This is a genomic window from Streptomyces sp. Sge12 (genome assembly GCF_002080455.1).
Taxonomy (GTDB): Bacteria; Actinomycetota; Actinomycetes; order Streptomycetales; family Streptomycetaceae; genus Streptomyces.
On record NZ_CP020555.1, the window covers coordinates 2,215,549 to 2,230,573 of the forward strand.

13 protein-coding genes are annotated in these 15,025 nt (G+C 71.0%); 3 read left to right on the forward strand and 10 right to left on the reverse strand.

The features are described from left to right. Positions 1-164: 164 nt before the first annotated feature. Entirely contained in the window at positions 165-791 is a 627-nt protein-coding gene (locus tag B6R96_RS09540; RefSeq protein WP_081522251.1) for a hypothetical protein, read from the forward strand. A 156-nt stretch (positions 792-947) separates the two neighbouring features. Here the strand turns inward: B6R96_RS09540 and B6R96_RS09545 are convergent, their stop codons facing one another. The 3 genes from B6R96_RS09545 to B6R96_RS09555 form a co-directional block, all read right to left on the reverse strand. Then, positions 948-1,592 (reverse strand): hypothetical protein, encoded by a 645-nt coding sequence (locus B6R96_RS09545; RefSeq protein ID WP_081522252.1) that lies wholly within the window; start codon positions 1,590-1,592, stop codon positions 948-950. Positions 1,593-1,651: 59 nt separating this feature from the next. After that, on the reverse strand, positions 1,652-2,362 hold the full coding sequence (locus tag B6R96_RS09550; RefSeq protein ID WP_030389427.1) for a ribonuclease HII: 711 nt from the start codon (positions 2,360-2,362) through the stop codon (positions 1,652-1,654). A 115-nt stretch (positions 2,363-2,477) separates the two neighbouring features. After that, positions 2,478-3,080, reverse strand: coding sequence for a TetR/AcrR family transcriptional regulator (locus B6R96_RS09555; RefSeq protein WP_081522253.1), 603 nt, complete (start codon positions 3,078-3,080; stop codon positions 2,478-2,480). Between the two features lie 142 nt (positions 3,081-3,222). Between B6R96_RS09555 and B6R96_RS09560 the strand changes: the two genes are divergently transcribed. Continuing rightward, positions 3,223-4,776 (forward strand): MFS transporter, encoded by a 1,554-nt coding sequence (locus B6R96_RS09560; RefSeq protein ID WP_030389425.1) that lies wholly within the window; start codon positions 3,223-3,225, stop codon positions 4,774-4,776. Positions 4,777-4,874: 98 nt separating this feature from the next. On the opposite strand, the gene B6R96_RS09565 is transcribed toward B6R96_RS09560, so the two are convergent. The 5 genes from B6R96_RS09565 to B6R96_RS09585 all read right to left on the reverse strand — a co-directional run bounded on the left by B6R96_RS09565 (position 4,875) and on the right by B6R96_RS09585 (position 9,947). Continuing rightward, on the reverse strand, positions 4,875-6,590 hold the full coding sequence (locus B6R96_RS09565) for a DUF4153 domain-containing protein (RefSeq protein WP_107475488.1): 1,716 nt from the start codon (positions 6,588-6,590) through the stop codon (positions 4,875-4,877). 209 nt (positions 6,591-6,799) lie between these two features. Then, positions 6,800-7,717, reverse strand: a complete 918-nt coding sequence (locus B6R96_RS09570) for an ADP-ribosylglycohydrolase family protein (protein WP_030389423.1) — start codon at positions 7,715-7,717, stop codon at positions 6,800-6,802. 11 nt (positions 7,718-7,728) lie between these two features. Beyond that, positions 7,729-8,388, reverse strand: coding sequence for a histidine phosphatase family protein (locus B6R96_RS09575; protein ID WP_030389422.1), 660 nt, complete (start codon positions 8,386-8,388; stop codon positions 7,729-7,731). A gap of 72 nt (positions 8,389-8,460) precedes the next feature. After that, positions 8,461-9,066: a YdbC family protein gene (locus tag B6R96_RS09580; protein ID WP_030008846.1), complete on the reverse strand. Its 606-nt coding sequence runs from the start codon at positions 9,064-9,066 to the stop codon at positions 8,461-8,463. A gap of 32 nt (positions 9,067-9,098) precedes the next feature. After that, on the reverse strand, positions 9,099-9,947 hold the full coding sequence (locus B6R96_RS09585; RefSeq protein WP_081522254.1) for an arylamine N-acetyltransferase family protein: 849 nt from the start codon (positions 9,945-9,947) through the stop codon (positions 9,099-9,101). A gap of 122 nt (positions 9,948-10,069) precedes the next feature. On the opposite strand from B6R96_RS09585, the gene B6R96_RS09590 reads away from it, so the two are divergent. Beyond that, entirely contained in the window at positions 10,070-11,029 is a 960-nt protein-coding gene (locus B6R96_RS09590) for a DUF1152 domain-containing protein (RefSeq protein ID WP_081522255.1), read from the forward strand. Positions 11,030-11,162: 133 nt separating this feature from the next. Here B6R96_RS09590 and B6R96_RS09595 read toward each other — a convergent pair whose 3' ends face one another. Together B6R96_RS09595 and nrdR are read right to left on the reverse strand one after the other, a co-directional pair. After that, the gene (locus B6R96_RS09595; protein WP_030389419.1) at positions 11,163-14,051 is read right to left on the reverse strand and encodes a vitamin B12-dependent ribonucleotide reductase; all 2,889 of its coding nucleotides are present in this window, start codon (positions 14,049-14,051) and stop codon (positions 11,163-11,165) included. A 143-nt stretch (positions 14,052-14,194) separates the two neighbouring features. Continuing rightward, positions 14,195-14,707, reverse strand: coding sequence for a transcriptional regulator NrdR (gene nrdR, locus B6R96_RS09600; RefSeq protein ID WP_053173261.1), 513 nt, complete (start codon positions 14,705-14,707; stop codon positions 14,195-14,197). Between the last annotated feature and the right edge of the window lie 318 nt (positions 14,708-15,025).

A 15,025-nucleotide genomic window follows, 5' to 3' on the forward strand; every position in this document is an offset into this window, starting at 1 on the left:
GGCGAATTCCGGTCGGCGGCGTCAATTGCTCGTTGCCGCACGCTCAGAAGCCACGCGAGAATTGGGGTGCTCCCGCTCGGCTCCTCGGCACCCTCCTGGGCCGCGCTGCGGCGCGCCCTGACTCCACCGTGCCCGTCCGCGGGCGTGTACCCGAAGGGAGGACCGTGACCTTCGGATTCGCGCCGCCCCCGACCACGTCCCTGGCAGCCACCGGCGGCACCAGCCGGCACGGCAGGCTGCTGGAACCGGCGGAATGGACAGCGGCGGGCATCCCGCTGCTGCGCAATCCGCGCGAGGTCGTCAGCGGGCTGCACTCCCGGCACAGCCCGGTGCCCTCGACCGCGGTGATCGCCGTCCTCGGCCCGGAGGAGCAGCTCGTCGCGAGCGCCTCCTTCGTGCAGCGGACCGCCTCTGCCGACGGCTGGGAGTACCGCAACGCCCTGTTGTCCCGGCTGCGCCGGGTCCTCCCGCACGACCTGCGCCGACGGACCCCGGTGCGGACGGCCGTACTGCTCTACTGCCGCGAGGGCGACGAGCGGTGGACCGAGGAGGACGGCGCGTGGATGTGGGGGCTGCGCGACGCCTGCACCCTGCACGGCCTGCGCTGCGGTGCGTACATCACGCTGACCCGCGGCGGCTGGCAGGTGCTCGGCGAGGGCCGCGGCGGCCGACGGCCGAGCTCCGACTCACGGCCGCAGCACCTCGGCGACACCGTCGCCGACTTCTCCCCGCTGGCGCTGCACACCGGGGGCGGCTCGGTCGAGGTCCTGCGGCGGACCGCCGCGCGCTGACCCTCGTGGCCGACGCCGGGCATGCCTCACGGCCGTACACCCGGGAGCGGGCGTACGGCGGATCAGGCTCCGGGCTCCGTCCCGGGCCCGGAGCGGGCTACAGCGGGGCCGGCCGACGGCCCGCCCCGCCCCTCGCCCGTACCGGGGTACAGGGCGTCAGACGCCCGCACCCAGCACGGAGTTGATCTGCTGCGGGTCGCCGCACACGATCAGCAGCGCACCCGCCCGGGTGAGCGCGACCGGCAGGGCCCCCGCGATGGTGTCGACCGCTCCGCCGTTGGCCGCGAAGACCACGACGGGACGGCCCGCTGCGCGCTGGACCTGCGCCGCGTCCGCGTAGAAGACGTCGTCCCCGGCGTCGTGCAGGGCCCAGTACGCGGCCTCGCCGAAGGACAGCTCGTGCGCGGCCCACGGGTGCGGGTCGCCACTGGTGAGCACCAGGATGTCGCCGGGCGCGCGCCCGGTGTCGAGCAGCAGGTCGACGGCCTCTTCGGCCGCGTCCAGCGCGCCCTCGGCGGAGGCCGGGATCAGCTGGATCTGCGGCACCGCCGCGGAGACGGACGGTGCGGTGGGGGCAGCGGCAGGAGCTGCGGGAACGGGTCCGGGGGTGGCCTGCGGCGCCCGCTGCGCGGGCGGTGCGGGCCGGACGGGACCGGGGCGGCCGGGCCGGGGTACGGCGGCGGGACGCGGACCAGGTACGGGGCGGGGGGTCTGCGCGGTGCGGCTCGCGGCCGGCGTGACGCGGGGACCCTGGGCACTCTCGTGAATCTGAGGCTCCTCGATGGCGGGGGTGAGAGGCATGAGTTGATATCTATCAAACACCGGTACGAAACGTACCGGCCGGTGGCACGTGCGTGCGATCAGAAATCGAAGCCGAGTTGGCCTCCGTTTTCCAGCTCCATCGACTCCTCGCTGCGGCGCACCTTCTTGAGGTGGCGCCACCGGGGCAGCGCGTCGAGGTACGACCACGAGAGCCGGTGATAGGGGGTGGGCCCCAGCTCCTCCAGCGCAGCCCGGTGCACGGGCGAGGGGTAGCCGGCATTGGCGGCGAAGGCGAAGTCCTCGATGCCACCGCCCTGTTCCCCGAGTGCGGCCATCATGCGGTCGCGGCGGACCTTGGCGATGACCGAGGCCGCGGCGACGGCGATGCAGGACTGGTCGCCCTTGATCACCGTACGAACCCGCCAGGGCGGGCCGAGATAGTCGTGCTTGCCGTCGAGTATCACCGCGTCGGGGCGCACCGGCAGGGCGCCCAGCGCCCGCTCCGCCGCCAGCCGAAGGGCGGCCGTCATCCCCAGCTCGTCGATCTCCTCGGGCGAGGAGTGCCCGAGTGCGTACGCGGTGACCCAGCCCTCCAGGACATCGAGAAGGGCGTCGCGTCGCTTGGGGGTGAGCAGTTTGGAGTCGGTGAGCCCGGCGGGCGGCCGGCGCAGACCGGTGATCGCCGCACACACGGTGACGGGTCCGGCCCAGGCCCCTCGTCCGACTTCGTCGACCCCGGCGATGACCTTGGCGCCGGTGGTTGCACGGAGGGAGCGTTCGACGGTGTGGGTGGGTGCTTCGTACGGCATGGCGCCAGCAAGGTTACGCCGCCCCGAGCCGACTGCACACCCCCGCCCGGGTCGGACCGGCCCGGGATCGGACGTGAACCGCGTTCCACGCGCCCCGCGCCGCCCCCTGCGCGTCTCACACCCTGAGCAGCGGCACCATCACCTCGTCGATCAACGCCGCGATGTCCGCATCCTCCCATTCGCTTCCGCACACCTTGGCGCGGTACATCAGCATGGCCGGGATGACATCCACGACAAACGGACCAGTCGCGTCCGGCCGCACGTCACCCCGGTCGATTCCGCGCCCGACAAGCTCCCTGATCAGACGCTGGGCCGGCTCGTGCAAACCGGACCAGATGACTCCGTGGAACCGGTCCGCATGCATGTGATCGCATTCGTGAAGCACTGACCGCAGGGCCTGACCGGCCCGCGAGTGCATCACGTCCCGCGTGCGCACACACAGCAGGTAGAGGTCTTCCCGCACCGATCCACAGTCGGGAATGTCACCGATCCGCGGCAGACCGGTGCGCAGCGCATCGGCCACCATGTCCGCCTTCGACGGCCAGCGGCGGTAGAGCGCGGCCTTCCCCGTGTGAGCCCCGGCCGCGACGCCCTCCATGGTGAGCGCGTTCCAGCCGATCGTGCTCAGCTGCTCCAACGCGGCGTCGAGAATCGCCCGTTCGAGTTCCGGACCCCGCCTGCGCCCCGGCGACGCCGCTGACCAGCGCGAACCCACCATCTCCCCACCTCCGACCGGCTTGCGCGTTCGACGCACGTATTTTCCGCCTTAGTGAACGCTTGCGTTCACTAAGGCGCGGCTCCTACCGTGGTCCCGCAGTGAACGGATGCGTTCACTATTTCACTTTGGGGGGGGATCCTCAGTGACAAGCTCTCAACTCGCCACACCCCGGATACCGGGCGCGGCACGCCGTGAGGGGCGCCCCGGAGTGGCGCTCGCCGTCATCGCCGCATGCCAGCTCATGGTCGTCCTCGACGCGACGATCGTGAACATCGCGCTCCCGCACATCCAGAGTGCCCTCGACTTCACCACCACCGACCTGTCGTGGGTGCTCAGCGCCTACACCCTCACCTTCGGCGGCCTGCTGCTGCTCGGCGGCCGGGCGGGCGACATCCTCGGGCGGCGCCGGGTGTTCCTGACCGGAATCCTGCTCTTCACCCTGGCCTCCCTCCTCGGCGGCTTCGCCCAGGAGCCCTGGCACCTGCTCGCGGCCCGCGCCCTGCAGGGGGTCGGCGGCGCGATCGCCTCGCCGACCTCGCTCGCCCTGATCACCACGACCTTCCCCGAAGGCCCGGAACGGAACCGGGCGTTCGGTGTGTTCGCCGCCGTTTCCGCGGGCGGCGGCGCGATCGGCCTGCTGGCCGGCGGCATGCTGACCGAGTGGCTCGACTGGCGCTGGGTCCTCTTCGTGAACGTGCCCATCGGCGTGCTGATCGCGGTCCTCACCCCGCTCTTCATCAGCGAGTCCGAGCGCCACCCCGGCCGCTTCGACATCGCCGGAGCCCTCACCTCCACCGGCGGCATGGCCTCGCTCGTCTACGGTTTCATCCGCGCCTCGGAGGAGGGGTGGCGCGACGCGCTCACCCTCGGCTCGTTCGCGGCCGCCGCGGTCCTGCTCGCGCTGTTCGTCGTCATCGAGTCGCGGGCCCGCGAACCGATCATCCCGCTGCGCATGTTCGCCGACCGCAACCGCACCGGCACGTACGTGATCATGCTCGGCCTCGCCGCGGCGATGTTCGGCATGTTCTTCTTCATCGTCCAGTTCGTGCAGAACGTGCTGGGCTTCTCACCGATCCAGTCCGGTCTCGGCTTCCTGCCCGTGACGGTCGCCATCGTCACCGCCGCCGGCCTCTCGCAGCGGTTCCTGCCGCGGTTCGGCCCCAAGCCCTTCATGGTCCTCGGGTCCGCGCTCACCGGAACCGGGCTGGCCTGGCTGACCTTCATCCGGACCGACAGCTCCTACGTCTCCGGAGTGCTCGGGCCGATGCTCCTGTTCGGCTTCGGCATGGGCCTCAACTTCGTGACGCTCACCCTCACGGCCGTCTCCGGCGTGGCACCGAAGGAGGCGGGCGCGGCCTCCGGGCTGCTCAACGCCAGCCAGCAGGTCGGCGGCTCCCTCGGACTGTCCATCCTGGTCACCGTCTTCGGCACGGCCAGCCGCAATGAGGCCACCCAGCAGGTCCCGGCCTTCATGGCCCAGGCCGGTCCCGAGCAGATCGCCGCCTTCAAGGAGACCGGTTTCCTGCCCGACCCCTGGGGTGATCTGGTCCTCACCCAGGGCATCTCCACCGCGTTCTACGCCGCCGTCGCCATGGCGGGCCTCGCGCTGGCCACCGCCCTGTTGGTGATCCGGGTGCGCAAGAGCGATCTGGAGGCCCTGGCCGGCACCGCCGCGGAGGCCGGCCCGGCCGCCTGAATCCGGCTCACCGTACGGGGCCGGGCGCGGGGAACGTCCCCCGCGCCCGGCCCCGTACGCGCTTCCCGCGAATCCGCCGGTCCGCGACTCGTGCCCGACTAGGACTCGACGCGGGCGCCGAAGGCGCCCATCCGCGAGCAGACCTCGTACGACGCGGTCACCGGACGCTCGCGCAGGATCTGCCGGGCCCGGTACTCGCCCAGGCTCATCGCGTACCAGGGCACGTCTCCCGCCCAGGCCATCTCGTCGTTGATCCCGCGCAGGGCGCAGGAACGCCGGGGCTCGGGCAGCCGGTCCAGGGCCGGAACGGCGTCCGCCGACAGGGACTGGAAGTAGGCCAGGTCGATCTTCGCGTCCTCCTCGAAGCGGGCCACGTTCCGCTCGGCGACCATCCCGTCCGGCGACAGCAGGCCGAAGGCGAGGACGGCCGCGCCGACACTGCCCGCGACCGCGCGCGCCAGCCAACGTCCGCCGAACAGCCCGGCCGCCATGATCAGTACGATCACCAGCCCGAGCCACAGCTCCATCGCGGCCACCGACACGCGCAGCCTGGTCAGCCCGTACGCGTCCACGTAGAGGTCCATCCGGCGCAGCGCGGCGGCGACGACGACCAGGGTCAGCGCACACAGCAGCCCGAGGACGATGCGGACGAGTCGGCGGTCGCCCGGTCCGGAGCGCGGGGCCCAGCGCAGGGCGAGCGCGATCACGGCGAGGGTGAGCAGGGTGGCCCACAGCAGCTGCCAGAAACCCTGGCGGGCGTACTCGGCGTAGGTGAGGCCGGTGCTCTGCAGCACCTTGTGGTAGCCGCCGAACAGGACGGCCAGCTGGACGGCGTTGAAGCCGGCGAAGAGCAGGTTCATGACGATGAGCGGGAGGGCCCATTCGACACGGGAACGCGGCTTGCCCGGGGCCACCTTGATCCGGTCCCAGCGCTGCGGGGCAGCGGCCGTGCGGGCCGCTGCGAGTGCCAGGACCGCGCCGAGGGCGAAGAGCACGACCCGGACGGGCCCGTCCTCGATCGACACGTCGGGCATCAGGTCGCCCAGCAGGTCGGCGAAGGCCGCATCGGCGGAGGCGAACAGCGCGCCGAAGAGCACCAGCAGTACGACGGCCACCCCGGTCGCCTTGGCGAAGGGCAGCCAGCGGTCCTTGCTGACCCCGCTGCGCGCACGCAGCCCGATCAGCAGCCAGCCGATCCCGGACACCGCGGAGTTGACGAATCCGAGCGGGCTGAGCAGGACTCCGGGCCAGGTGCGGCTGCCGTGGAGGGCCAGTGCGCCCAGCAGGACGGCGGACAGGATCGCCAGCGTGGCCGGCCAGGCGGAGTCACGCAGGGCGGGTATGACGAGAAGGGCGAGGCAGCCGATCACCCAGGCCAGACTCCAGGGCCGGGCACTGCGGCGGGCCGTGCGGGCGGCGATGTACGCGGCGACGACGGCGGGCACCACGGCGATCAGCAGGCCGGGGCCCATGCCGTCGGCGAGCAGCAGCGCGGCGGCCAGGCCGGAGGCGAGGACGGCGACGAGGGTTGCGGTCCGGATCGGTGCAGGTTCGGCGGGCCGCACCAGCGTGCTCCAGGCGGGCGGGCCGGAACGCTGCTGCACCTGCCAGGGGTTCGCGGCCACCGCGCCGGCGTACGCCCCGACCGGTGGGCCGGGGATCCCCATGGGTGTCCCGGTGGGTGTCCCGGTGTGCGTACCGGTGGGTCTGCCGTCGGCCGGGGCCGGCTTGGCGAGCGGATCCCCTGCCGTGGCTCCTGGATTCGCCGCGTCCGCGGGCCTGGTTTCGCCGGCTCCGCCGGTGTTCTCTGACATCGGGTTCCCTCCCCTGTCGGCCGCCCCGCGGTTCAGGGTGGGGCGGCGATGCGGACAGAGTAGGCCGGTCACCTACGCTTTTGAACAGGATCAAAAGACTGCTGTGGCAGGACCGTGACAATCGGAACGCGAGATTTCACCTCGTGTCACCATGCGTCAGCTCGCGCCGGACAGCGCCGACTCGGCGGGATCCACCGGCTTCACGGGCATCAGCCCGCCGCGACCTCCGGCAGCCAGGCCGGCAGGGCCTCCGTACGCGCCAACCACGCGGCCGGCAGCACGTCGTCCCCGCGCGCGCCCAGCACTCCGCCGACGATCGCGCAGGTCGTGTCGACGTCCCCGCCCACCTGTGCGGTGGTCCAGAACGCCCTCTCGTAGTCGTCCAGCGCCCGGGCCGCCGACCACAGGGCGAACGGCACGGTGTCGTGCGCGCTCGTACGGCGCCCGCAGCCCAGCACCGCCGCGACCGTGGTGGCGTCGCCGTAGTCCAGCATGTCCCGGGCGCGCCGCAGCCCGGCGCCCACGGCGCTGCGCGGCACCAGCGCGATCACCCCGTCCAGCAGGTCGGACGCCTTCGGCGGGCCGTCCGTACTCGCCGCGAGCGCGGCCGCCGCGGCGACGGCCATCGCCCCGCACACGGCCTCGCGGTGCTGGTGGGTGGTGTAGGCGGAGATCTCCGCCTGGTGCGTGGCCTGCTCCGGGTCGTCCGCGTACCAGGCGCCCAGCGGCGCGATGCGCATGGCGGCGCCGTTGCCCCACGAGCCCTGCCCGTTGAAGAGTTCGGCGGCCAGCGTGCGCCAGTCCTGCCCCTCCCGCACCAGACGCAGCATCCGGTTCACCGCGGGCCCGTAGCCGCGGTCGAAATCGTGGTGGTGGGCGAAGGAGAGCGCGAGCGCGTCCTGGTCGATACGGCCGTGATCGGCGAGCACGGCCACCACCGAGCAGGCCATCTCGGTGTCGTCGGTCCACTGCCACGTGCCGGCGCCGGCGGGCAGCTCGCGCCGCTTGAGGAGCGGGTAGTTCACGGGGACGAAGTACTGGGAGCCCAGGGCGTCACCCAGCGCCAGCCCGCGCAGGCTGGACATGGCGCGCGCGTAGCGCCGTTCGGGAGTGGAATCAGGCGTCATCGCGGGCAACTCTAGCCGTCCAGGTCATAAGGCTCGGGTGTGGTCCACCGCTCAAACGGGCGGTCCATCCGGTACCTTCCGTCCGGGCCGAGCAGGAGGACACGGTATTCGGCGTTGCCCGGATTGGACAGGGCCTCGAATTCGGCCACGGACCAGTGGAACCAGCGCATGCAGAAGAGCCGCATCGTCAGCCCGTGCGTCACGAGCAGCACGTTCTCGGGGTGGTCGGGGGCCTCGAAGCTGCGATAGAGGCTTTCCAGGAAGGACCCGACCCGGTCGTAGACGTCGGCCCCCGACTCGCCCTGGGCGAAGCGGTAGAAGAAGTGCCCGTACGCGTCCCGGTACGCCTTCTGCAGCCGTACGTCGTCCCGGTCCTGCCAGTTCCCCCAGTCCTGCTCGCGCAGGCGGGGCTCCTCGCGCATCCGCACCCGCGTGGGGTCCAGCCGGAGCTCCCGGAAGGTCTGCAGGGTCCGCCGGTAGGGGGAGACGTACGCGCTGATCGTCTCGTCGCCGAAGAGCTCGCGCAGCCGGACTCCGGCCGCCGAAGCCTGCTCGCGCCCGTTGCGGGTCAGCCGCAGGGCGTGGTCGGGCTCCCTCTCGTACACCGTGTCGTCGGCGTTTCCCTCCGATTCCCCGTGTCGGACAAGGACGATGCGCCGTGGTCGAACCATCCCACGACCCTATTCGGCCATCGGGCGGTGCGCCGACCGGGCTCGCCGACCGACCCGCCGGTCATCGTACGGTCATACCGTCCAGGAGGGTTCGAGGTCGACGACGTCACCGGTGAGGGCCTCGACATCGGCCTGGATCTGGGCGCGCAGGGACAGCCGCTCGACCCGCTCCTGCCGGTACTTGCCGTGCTCGGCGGCGGCGTGCCACATCGACAGCACCAGGAACTCCCGGCCCGGTGCCTCCCCGAAGAGGCCGCGAACCATCCCGGGCGAGCCCGCCATGGCCGGATTCCACACCTTCTCCTGCATGAGGGCGAAGTGGTCGACCCGGCCCTCCCGGACCCGCGTGTGCGCGACCCGTACGACGTCGGCATCGGTGAAGCGCGGCTCGAAGCCGGTCTTCACGTCGAAGCGGTGGTCGAAGAGGGTGACCCGCAGGTCGGTGTAGGTGCCGTTCTGGGAGGCGGCCAACCGGTCGTGCGAGCGGGCCATGAAGGAGTCGTAGAAGGACCGGCTCTCCCAGAACGCGAAGACATGCGCGACCCCCTGCCGGCCCCGGCTCCAGCCGCCGCCCTGCCCCCGGAATCCCGGCTCGCCCGGCAGCCCCGCCCATTTTCGCTGCCCGCGCTCGAACCCGCGTCGGTCCGTCACCGTGCAGCGAATCCACTTGACCAGCACTGCGCCATCGTACGGGCCAGGCGGGGCCCCGGTCAGTCCCCGGCGCGGTGGATCCGCACCAGTTCCGCCGCGTCCCGCTCAGGCAGCCGAAGCCCGAACTCCCGGTCGAGCACCGCGAGCAGTTCGTCCGGGCCGACGCACTCCTGCTCGGCCCGACCGTCGGGATGCAGCCGGGTGAGTTCCCTCCCGACCAGCGCCCGGCGGACGCCGTCGCCCGGGTGCTGGACGACGAGCCGCCCGACGAAGGAGGAGGCGGGGTGGCTGGAGCTGTAGTGGTTGAGCACGACGTAGTCGACGGGGTGGTACGGCTGCGGGGAGAAGGCGTACAGGTCCCGCCAGGTGTCGCCGCGCAGCAGGCACACCACGAGGACGCCTTTCTCCTCCTGGCGGACGCGGTACGTCCACTCCCCCTGCCGCACCTCGGTCCCCGGCCGTCCCAGCGGGAGCGGCTCGCGAGGGCCCTGGTGCCCGAATCCCGCGTCGCACAGCCAGGGTTCGCCCTCGACGGTGACGACGAGGACGGCATGCGTCACGGCCAGCAGGGAGTCCCCGCGGGTGCGGTTGCGGGCACCGCGCCCGGAGACCTCGAAGCCGATCCGTTCCAGGGCGGCGGCCAGCAGCGAATTCTGCTCGTAGCAGTAGCCGCCGCGACGGTCGTGCACGAGCTTGGCCTCTATTGACTTGAGGTCCAGCGCGACGGGGCGGCCGAGCAGGACGTCCAGGCTCTCGAAGGCGATGGCGGCGGTGTGGGCCCGGTGCACTGCGTACAACGTGTCGAGGTCCGGCCGGAGTTCCCGGGGCTGCCCCTCGTCTCCGGAACTCCCTGCCCATCCGATCCGGGCCAGATAGGCGTCCAGGTCCAGCTCGTCACCGCTCCACATGGCCGACCATCTCCCCGTTCGCACCGTTCACGCCGTTCTCCCCGTTCCCCGTGTGCCCGCCCGCGCGCGCTGCCGGAAAATCCCGGGGCGCGCGGGCGCGGGCACCCCGCACAATGATCGCCATGACCGCGCTGCACACCAACCCGCTTTTCGACCGCCTCGCCGACGCCGAAAGCATCCTGGTCGCGGGGGCGGGCGGCGGCTTCGACATCTACGCCGGCCTGCCCGTGGCCCTCTCGCTCATGCACCAGGGCAAGCGGGTCCACCTGGCGAACCTTTCCTTCAGCTCGCTCGCCGGACTGCCCGCCGAGGACTGGGCGGCCCCGGACCTCGCCGCCGTCACCCCTTACTCCGCGCCCCACCTGTCCTACTTCCCCGAGCGGACCCTGGCCCAGTGGCTGGACAGGCACGGCTACCCGGCCACCGTGTACGCCTTCCCCCAGGTCGGCGTGCAGCCGCTGCGCGCCGCCTACCGCGAGCTGGTCGGCCTCCACCGCATCGACGCGATCGTCCTGGTCGACGGCGGGACGGACATCCTGATGCGGGGCGACGAGGCGGGCCTGGGCACCCCCGAGGAGGACCTGACCAGCGTCGCGGCACTGGCCGCGCTGGACGACGTACCGGAGCGCCTCGTCGTGTCGGTGGGCTTCGGCGTGGACGCGTACCACGGGGTCAGTCATGCCCTGGTGCTGGAGAACATCGCGGCGCTGGAGCGCGAGGGCGCGTACCTCGGCGCGTTCTCCATACCGCGCGCCACCAGGGAGGGCGCGCTCTTCCTGGACGCGGTCGCCCATGCCCAGGCGCAGACCCCGGACCGGCCCAGCATCGTGAACGGCTCCATCGCCGGGGCCGTCCGGGGCTCCTTCGGCGACGTGCAGTTCACCACCCGCACCCGGGGCAGCGAGCTCTTCGTGAACCCGCTGATGTCGCTGTGCTTCGCCTTCGACCTGCCGGGGCTGGCCGCGCGCTGCCTCTACCTGGACCGCATCGAGGACACCCTGCTGATGCGCCAGGTCCACTCCCGGATCGCCGAATTCCGCGACGAGCTCGTCACCCGCCCGCCCCGCCGCATCCCCCACTGACGCTCCCGCGGGCCGCACGGTGCCGGGACGCCGAAGAGGGTGCCGACCCGTGGTCGGCACCCTCTCTCATGCGCGGTTCAGCGCCGTCGGCGGCAGATGCTCACCGCTGATTCCGGCACTGTCCTGCCAGGTGTCAGCTGCAGCCGCTGGTGGAGCCGCAGCCCTCGCAGATGTAGCAGGAGCCGGCGCGCTGCATCTTCGTACCGCAGGAGAAGCAGAGCGGGGCGTCGGCGGAGACGCCGAGCTGCATCTCGACCAGTTCGGCGCTGCTGTGCGCCGTCTTGGGGGACGGCACGGACACGGCCGCGACCGGCTTCGGGGCGGACGGGACCGCCGTCAGCGGGGTCGCCTGCGTCAGGGACTCGGTGTCCAGCTCCTCTTCGAGGGGCTCGTAGGAACCGGTGTCCAGGTGACGCTGACGCTCCTCGGCGGAGTGGATGCCGAGGGCCGAGCGGGTCTCGAAGGGCAGGAAGTCGAGCGCCACACGGCGGAAGATGTAGTCGACGATCGACTGCGCCATCCGCACGTCCGGGTCGTCCGTCATACCGGCCGGCTCGAAGCGCATGTTCGTGAACTTCGAGACGTAGGTCTCCAGCGGAACGCCGTACTGGAGGCCGACCGAGACGGCGATCGAGAAGGCGTCCATCATGCCCGCGAGGGTCGAACCCTGCTTGGACATCTTCAGGAAGACCTCGCCCAGACCGTCGTCCGGGTAGGAGTTCGCCGTCATGTAGCCCTCGGCGCCACCGACGGTGAAGGAGGTGGTGATGCCCGGGCGGCCCTTGGGGAGGCGCTTGCGGACGGGGCGGTACTCGATGACCTTCTCGACGGCGGCGCGGATGGTCTCCTCCGCCTTGGCGGTGACCTCCTCCTTCTCCTCCTCCTTCTTCTTGGCGGAGAGGGGCTGGCCGACCTTGCAGTTGTCGCGGTAGATCGCGAGCGCCTTGACGCCCAGCTTCCACGCCTCGAAGTAGATCTCCTCGATCTCCTCGACGGTCGCCGACTCCGGCATGTTGACCGTCTTCGAGATCGCGCCGGAGATCCAGGGCTGGATCGCGGCCATCATGCGGACGTGGCCCATCGCGGAGATGGAACGCTCACCCATGGCGCAGTCGAACACCGAGTAGTGCTCGGTCTTCAGGTGCGGGGCGTCGACGACCACGCCGTGCTCGGCGATGTGGGAGACGATCGCCTCGATCTGCTCCTCCTGGTATCCCATGCGGCGCAGGGCCTGCGGGACGGTGCCGTTGACGATCTGCATCGAGCCGCCGCCGACGAGCTTCTTGAACTTGACCAGGGCCAGGTCCGGCTCGACACCGGTGGTGTCGCAGGACATCGCGAGACCGATGGTGCCGGTCGGCGCGAGGACGGAGGCCTGGGAGTTGCGGAAGCCGTTCTTCTCTCCGAGGCGCAGGACGTCCTGCCAGGCCTCGGTGGCCGCGGCCCAGATGCTGTTGTCCAGGTCCTCGGTGCGCGGGGCGACGGCGTTGGCGTCGGCGTGCTGCTTCATGACGCGCTTGTGCGAGTCGGCGTTGCGGGCGTAGCCGTCGTACGGGCCGACGATGGCGGCCAGCTCGGCGGAGCGCTTGTATGCGGTGCCGGTCATCAGCGAGGTGATCGACGCGGCGAGGGTGCGGCCGCCGTCCGAGTCGTACGCGTGGCCGGTGGCCATCAGCAGGGCGCCGAGGTTGGCGTAGCCGATGCCCAGCTGGCGGAAGGCGCGGGTGTTGTCGCCGATCTTCTGCGTCGGGAAGTCCGCGAAGCAGATGGAGATGTCCATCGCGGTGATGACGAGCTCGACGACCTTGGCGAAGCGCTCGGCGTCGAAGGACTGGTTGCCCTTGCCGTCGTCGTTGAGGAACTTCATCAGGTTGAGCGAGGCGAGGTTGCAGGACGTGTTGTCCAGGTGCATGTACTCGCTGCACGGGTTCGACGCGGTGATCCGGCCGGACTCGGGGCAGGTGTGCCAGTTGTTGATCACACCGTCGTACTGGATGCCCGGGTCGGCACAGGCCCACGCGGCCTCGGCGAGCTTGCGGAAGAGTGCCTTGGCGTCGACCTTCTCGATGACCTCGCCGGTCATCCGGGCGCGCAGGCCGAACTCGGTGCCGTTCTCGACGGCCGTCATGAACTCGTCGTTCACACGGACGGAGTTGTTGGCGTTCTGGTACTGGACGGACGTGATGTCGTCGCCGCCCAGGTCCATGTCGAAGCCCGCGTCGCGCAGGGCGCGGATCTTCTCCTCCTCCTTCACCTTGGTCTCGATGAAGGCCTCGACGTCCGGGTGGTCCACGTCCAGGACGACCATCTTGGCCGCGCGGCGGGTGGCGCCGCCCGACTTGATCGTTCCTGCGGACGCGTCGGCGCCGCGCATGAAGGAGACCGGGCCGGAGGCGTTGCCGCCGGAGGAGAGGAGCTCCTTGGAGGACCGGATGCGGGAGAGGTTCAGGCCGGCGCCGGAGCCGCCCTTGAAGATCATGCCCTCTTCCTTGTACCAGTCGAGGATCGACTCCATGGAGTCGTCGACGGCCAGGATGAAGCAGGCGGAGACCTGCTGCGGCTGGGGCGTACCGACGTTGAACCACACCGGGGAGTTGAAGCTGAAGATCTGGTGCAGGAGGGCGTAGGTGAGCTCGTGCTCGAAGATCTCCGCGTCGGCGGGCGAGGAGAAGTAGTCGAAGTCCTCGCCGGCCTTCGTGTACGTCTTCACGATCCGGTCGATCAGCTGCTTCAGACCGGTCTCGCGCTGCGCGGTGCCGACCGCACCGCGGAAGTACTTGCTGGTGACGATGTTGACCGCGTTCACCGACCAGAAGTCGGGGAACTCGACGCCGCGCTGCTCGAAGTTGACCGAGCCGTCGCGCCAGTTGGTCATGACGACGTCACGACGCTCCCAGCTCACCTCGTCGTAGGGGTGCACGCCCGGGGTGGTGTGGATGCGCTCGATACGCAGGCCGCCCTTGGCAGCCTTGGTCCCCTTGGCGCGGGAACCACGTGCCGAGCCGCTCGCCGTCTCTGTCATGCCGCTTCCTCCCATATGCGGGCAAAAACGCCCTAAAGTGCCCGCGATATTCCGCGGCACGGTGCTGTGTCTTGTATCTACGTCTCTTCGCCTGGCCGACCGGCCGTGTCACGGAGCGTGAGCGCCGCGGCACGGGTGCCCGGTCAGTCGGCGGCGGAGGCGGGCACGGGGACCTGAGCGGTCCCACCGAGCTCGCACTCTTCGGGGTGAGGCCGCGACACGCGGAGTTCCGCGATGGCGGTCTCGAAGTCTTCAAGGGTGTCGAAAGCTTTGTAAACGGAAGCGAACCGCAGGTACGCGACCAGGTCGAGTTCCTGCAACGGGCCGAGTATGGCCAGACCCACGTCGTGGGTGGTCAGCTCGGCACTCCCGGTGGCGCGCACCGCCTCCTCGACCCGCTGGCCGAGCTTGGCGAGGGCGTCCTCGGTGACCGGCCGCCCCTGGCACGCCTTGCGCACGCCGGAGATGACCTTGGTACGGCTGAAGGGTTCCGTCACCCCGCTGCGCTTGATCACCATCAGCGAGGCCGTCTCCACCGTCGTGAAACGACGGGAGCAGTCGGGACACTGACGGCGCCTGCGGATCGACGTGCCGTCATCCGTGGTGCGGCTGTCGACGACGCGGCTGTCGGGGTGCCTGCAGAAGGGGCAGTGCATGGTTCCCTCACCCTCCCTCTTGGCACGACTGAATCACCCCACGGAGCCCCTGAACGGCGGAGGCGGACTCCGTCGGGGGCTCGTGCAGCAGCCACCAGCATATGCGATCCGAAGAGCCGCGGGAGACCCGAGGACCACAACTTCTGGGCGGCAGCGCTCATCCAACCACTAGATCTTGGGTTGTGGCGGATTTACGCGACTCCGCGTGTCGCGGCGTCCGATGAGCGGACGCGGGGCCTCCCGGTGCCACACTGGACCCACGCCCGGACGGCGGCCGCCCGACCGGGAAGGGTACCGTAAGCGGCGGACGGCGAGCCG